2 tRNA genes and 2 rRNA genes are annotated in these 5,703 nt (G+C 52.7%); all 4 read left to right on the top strand.

The window, feature by feature from the left end:
- The first annotated feature begins 459 nt into the window (after positions 1 to 459).
- The 4 genes from Q1A06_RS20690 to Q1A06_RS20675 all read left to right on the top strand — a co-directional run bounded on the left by Q1A06_RS20690 (position 460) and on the right by Q1A06_RS20675 (position 5,655).
- Positions 460 to 1,922: ribosomal RNA gene (locus Q1A06_RS20690) — 16S ribosomal RNA — on the top strand.
- Positions 1,923 to 2,177: 255 nt separating this feature from the next.
- A tRNA-Ala gene (locus Q1A06_RS20685) sits at positions 2,178 to 2,253 on the top strand.
- A 59-nt stretch (positions 2,254 to 2,312) separates the two neighbouring features.
- A tRNA-Ile gene (locus Q1A06_RS20680) sits at positions 2,313 to 2,389 on the top strand.
- A 424-nt stretch (positions 2,390 to 2,813) separates the two neighbouring features.
- Positions 2,814 to 5,655 (top strand): 23S ribosomal RNA (locus Q1A06_RS20675).
- Together the 16S and 23S rRNA genes with 2 tRNA genes alongside form the textbook arrangement of a ribosomal RNA operon.
- Positions 5,656 to 5,703 lie beyond the last annotated feature (48 nt).

Raw genomic sequence — 5,703 nt, 5'->3', positions numbered from 1 at the left:
CATTTTCTATGAAGAAAGGTGTTGCGGGAAATGTGTGTTAGGCCTAGAACCCCCTTCACCGGCGGCGCAGTGATGCACACCGGGGCAGCGGCGGGGCCGGAGCGGAGACGCCGAGGGTCTGAAGCGAAGATAAAATCAGAGGTAATGACGGCGGGGCGCGCCAAGAGTATAGGGCGCATCTGGTTTGTTTTTGTCTCTACGTTATTTGAAAATTGAATATCTGAAGAGATATGTGGGCGGTTTGGTCTATTTCGATGGATCAACGTCTGTATATCGCGCTCTTAGGGAATGGGTTTTGCCCGCTACCGATGATGGAGTGTCAGCTTCACTGTTTGGACGGCTTTCGGCTACTTTGTAGCTCTTAGCACAACAAACAGAAAAGACGCCTGTGCCTTTCAGTAAGGGGTGCAGGTCGATGTGCAGAGGTTCGACGTCAAGGACACGCAAGTAATTGCGTTTCAACTTGAGAGTTTGATCCTGGCTCAGAACGAACGCTGGCGGCAGGCCTAACACATGCAAGTCGAGCGCACCCTTCGGGGCGAGCGGCGGACGGGTTAGTAACGCGTGGGAACGTACCCTTTACTACGGAATAGCCTCTGGAAACGGAGAGTAATACCGTATGTGCCCTTCGGGGGAAAGATTTATCGGTAAAGGATCGGCCCGCGTTAGATTAGATAGTTGGTGGGGTAATGGCCTACCAAGTCTACGATCTATAGCTGGTTTTAGAGGATGATCAGCAACACTGGGACTGAGACACGGCCCAGACTCCTACGGGAGGCAGCAGTGGGGAATCTTAGACAATGGGCGCAAGCCTGATCTAGCCATGCCGCGTGTGTGATGAAGGCCTTAGGGTCGTAAAGCACTTTCGCCAGGGATGATAATGACAGTACCTGGTAAAGAAACCCCGGCTAACTCCGTGCCAGCAGCCGCGGTAATACGGAGGGGGTTAGCGTTGTTCGGAATTACTGGGCGTAAAGCGTACGTAGGCGGATCAGAAAGTAAGGGGTGAAATCCCAGGGCTCAACCCTGGAACTGCCTCTTAAACTCCTGGTCTTGAGTTCGAGAGAGGTGAGTGGAATTCCGAGTGTAGAGGTGAAATTCGTAGATATTCGGAGGAACACCAGTGGCGAAGGCGGCTCACTGGCTCGATACTGACGCTGAGGTACGAAAGTGTGGGGAGCAAACAGGATTAGATACCCTGGTAGTCCACACCGTAAACGATGAATGCCAGTCGTCGGGCAGTATACTGTTCGGTGACACACCTAACGGATTAAGCATTCCGCCTGGGGAGTACGGTCGCAAGATTAAAACTCAAAGGAATTGACGGGGGCCCGCACAAGCGGTGGAGCATGTGGTTTAATTCGAAGCAACGCGCAGAACCTTACCAACCCTTGACATCCTGTGCTAACCCGAGAGATCGGGCGTTCACTTCGGTGACGCAGTGACAGGTGCTGCATGGCTGTCGTCAGCTCGTGTCGTGAGATGTTCGGTTAAGTCCGGCAACGAGCGCAACCCACATCTTTAGTTGCCAGCATTTAGTTGGGCACTCTAAAGAAACTGCCCGTGATAAGCGGGAGGAAGGTGTGGATGACGTCAAGTCCTCATGGCCCTTACGGGTTGGGCTACACACGTGCTACAATGGCAGTGACAATGGGTTAATCCCCAAAAGCTGTCTCAGTTCGGATTGGGGTCTGCAACTCGACCCCATGAAGTCGGAATCGCTAGTAATCGTGTAACAGCATGACACGGTGAATACGTTCCCGGGCCTTGTACACACCGCCCGTCACACCATGGGAGTTGGTTCTACCCGACGACGCTGCGCTAACCCTTCGGGGAGGCAGGCGGCCACGGTAGGATCAGCGACTGGGGTGAAGTCGTAACAAGGTAGCCGTAGGGGAACCTGCGGCTGGATCACCTCCTTTCTAAGGATGTTTCTAGTAGGTCAGCTTGCTGACTTCGTGAAACACTTAGCAGGTCGGCAAACAAAGCCGACCAAAACGAGAGGCATCGCAAGATGCACTCTTTGGACCGAGCCGTCCTCATATCTCTTCAGTAGAACGTGTTTACGAGTAAACACGTGGAACCCCGACAGGGTATCGGCGTAGCCGATGTCCCAAGAGGGGTAGGGTTACATACGGTAACCAACGAACGCCGATTTTGCTTATGCAAGATCAGCTGGGGCCTTAGCTCAGCTGGGAGAGCGCCTGATTTGCATTCAGGAGGTCAGGAGTTCGATCCTCCTAGGCTCCACCAAGTACTTTTGCTTTGCAAAAGCACAACTGGCTGGCCACATACGCTGGCCGAACCAAGATGGGTCGGTAGCTCAGGTGGTTAGAGCGCACGCCTGATAAGCGTGAGGTCGGAGGTTCAAGTCCTCCTCGACCCACCATTACATTGCAAGTAATGGTTTTGCAGTTTGATCGCTAAGCACTGTCGAGTGCTTAGCCGTCCAACTGGACGCGGTGACAATCCTCGGGATTGCACCTTATTAACATCGTAAAGAGAGATACAAATTACAATCTTGTTTGATCGCGCCGAGTGTGGCGAGGATCTCGGATTGGTGCGGAGGGCTTCGGCCCGAAGCGAGCATCTGCATGGACTGTTTCCTCGGTCCCCCAGGTGTGTGCCAGCCGAAACGAACATGATTGTCCAAGTCAAGTACACTAACCGGAACGGTCGCAAGGCCGTTCGAATGTCTCAGGTCCGCACGGGCCTGGACAGTTATGTATGCTTTTGATCTGGAAACAGGGATGGCAGTTTCTTACCAGCTTCTGTTGTCCACGAGTGGTGTAAGTCACTCTCTTTCTGGATCAAATCAAGCGCGAAAAGGGCGTTTGGTGAATGCCTTGGCAGTAAGAGGCGATGAAAGACGTGATACTCTGCGATAAGCCATGGGGAGCTGAGAATAAGCTTTGATCCATGGATTTCTGAATGGGGCAACCCACCTGATACTGTGTTATTTATCCTACCGTTTCGGCGGCAGGACAAAATAATACGGTAAACCAGGTATTTTTAGGCTGAATATATAGGCTTAAAAAGGCAAACCCGGGGAACTGAAACATCTAAGTACCCGGAGGAAAGGAAATCAATTGATACTCCCCTAGTAGCGGCGAGCGAACGGGGACCAGCCGAGCCATGAGTGTGGTTAGAATGCGTTGGAATGCGCAACCAGAGTGGGTGATAGTCCCGTATAAGAAGCATGATTGGACGTATTAAGTAGGGCGGAACACGTGAAATTCTGTCTGAAGATCGGAGGACCACCTTCGAAGGCTAAGTACTCCTTACTGACCGATAGTGAACCAGTACCGTGAGGGAAAGGTGAAAAGCACCCCGACGAGGGGAGTGAAACAGTACCTGAAACCGAACGCCTACAATCAGTTGGAGGGTCCTTGCGGCCTGACAGCGTACCTTTTGTATAATGGGTCATCGACTTGGTCTCTCAAGCAAGCTTAAGCCGTTAGGTGTAGGCGCAGCGAAAGCGAGTCTTAATAGGGCGAATGAGTTTGAGGGATCAGACCCGAAACCGAGTGATCTAGGCATGGCCAGGTTGAAGGTAAGGTAACACTTACTGGAGGACCGAACCCACATCCGTTGAAAAGGATCGGGATGAGCTGTGCCTAGGGGTGAAAGGCCAATCAAACTCGGAGATAGCTGGTTCTCTGCGAAATCTATTTAGGTAGAGCGTCATCCGAATACCCTCGGGGGTAGAGCACTGGATGGGTAATGGGGCCCCACAGGCTTACTGATCCTAACCAAACTCCGAATACCGAGGAGTACTAGATGGCAGACACACGGCGAATGCTAACGTCCGTCGTGAAGAGGGAAACAACCCTGACCTACAGCTAAGGCCCCTAATTCATGGCTAAGTGGGAAAGCAGGTGGGACGACCAAAACAACCAGGAGGTTGGCTTAGAAGCAGCCATCCTTTAAAGATAGCGTAACAGCTCACTGGTCTAAACAAGTTGTCCTGCGGCGAAGATGTAACGGGGCTCAAGCCATGAGCCGAAGCTTAGGATGCATTTATTGCATGGTAGCAGAGCGTAGTGTGACATAGTTCCATGTGTCTTTACCCACCTTCGGGTGGGGTTGGACACAAGGAGCTTTCTGTGAAGCCGGCGCGTGAGCGATCCGGTGGAGAGATCACTAGTGAGAATGATGACATGAGTAGCGACAAAGAGTGTGAGAGACACTCTCGCCGAAAGTCCAAGGGTTCCTGCTTAAAGCTAATCTGAGCAGGGTAAGCCGACCCCTAAGGCGAGGCCGAAAGGCGTAGTCGATGGGAACCAGGTTAATATTCCTGGGCCAGATGGAAGTGACGGATCTCGAGGGTAGTTCATCCTTATCGGATTGAATGGGCTGCTTAGAGGTCCCTGGAAATAGCTCCATCGCTAGATCGTACCCTAAACCGACACAGGTGGACAGGTAGAGAATACCAAGGCGCTTGAGAGAACTATGTTGAAGGAACTCGGCAAAATACCTCCGTAAGTTCGCGAGAAGGAGGCCCGGTTTCTAGGCAACTAGAGGCTGGGGGCACAAACCAGGGGGTGGCGACTGTTTATTAAAAACACAGGGCTCTGCGAAGTCGCAAGACGACGTATAGGGTCTGACGCCTGCCCGGTGCCTGAAGGTTAAAAGGAGGGGTGAGAGCTCTGAATTGAAGCCCAGGTAAACGGCGGCCGTAACTATAACGGTCCTAAGGTAGCGAAATTCCTTGTCGGGTAAGTTCCGACCTGCACGAATGGCGTAACGACTTCCCCGCTGTCTCCAACATAGACTCAGCGAAATTGAATTACCGGTCAAGATGCCGGTTACCCGCGGTTAGACGGAAAGACCCCGTGCACCTTTACTACAACTTCACACTGGCATTAGGCCGAACATGTGCAGGATAGGTGGTGGGCTTTGAAGCGTGGACGCCAGTCTGCGTGGAGCCTCCCTTGAGATACCACCCTTGTTCTGCTTGATGTCTAACCGCGGTCCGTTATCCGGATCCGGGACCCTGTGTGGTGGGTAGTTTGACTGGGGCGGTCGCCTCCTAAATCGTAACGGAGGCGCGCGAAGGTTGGCTCAGAGCGGTCGGAAATCGCTCGTTGAGTGCAATGGCAGAAGCCAGCCTGACTGCAAGACTGACAAGTCGAGCAGAGTCGAAAGACGGCCATAGTGATCCGGTGGTCCCAAGTGGGAGGGCCATCGCTCAACGGATAAAAGGTACGCCGGGGATAACAGGCTGATACTGCCCAAGAGTCCATATCGACGGCAGTGTTTGGCACCTCGATGTCGGCTCATCTCATCCTGGGGCTGGAGCAGGTCCCAAGGGTACGGCTGTTCGCCGTTTAAAGAGGTACGTGAGCTGGGTTTAGAACGTCGTGAGACAGTTCGGTCCCTATCTTCCGTGGGTGTAGGATACTTGAGAGGAGTTGCCCCTAGTACGAGAGGACCGGGGTGAACGATCCACTGGTGGACCAGTTGTTATGCCAATAGCAGTGCTGGGTAGCTATGATCGGACAGGATAACCGCTGAAGGCATCTAAGCGGGAAGCCCCCCTCAAAACAAGGTATCCCTGAGAGCCGAGGTAGACCACCTCGTCGATAGGCCAGAGATGTAAGCGTAGTAATACGTTCAGTTGACTGGTACTAATGGCTCGATAGGCTTGATTTGATCCAGTAACAGAGAGACTTCTGTTCGGACTGCAAGAGCATACACACA

Source organism: uncultured Sulfitobacter sp. (assembly GCF_947497275.1).
Lineage (GTDB): Bacteria > Pseudomonadota > Alphaproteobacteria > Rhodobacterales > Rhodobacteraceae > Sulfitobacter.
This window is presented reverse-complemented; position numbering and strand designations above follow the sequence as displayed.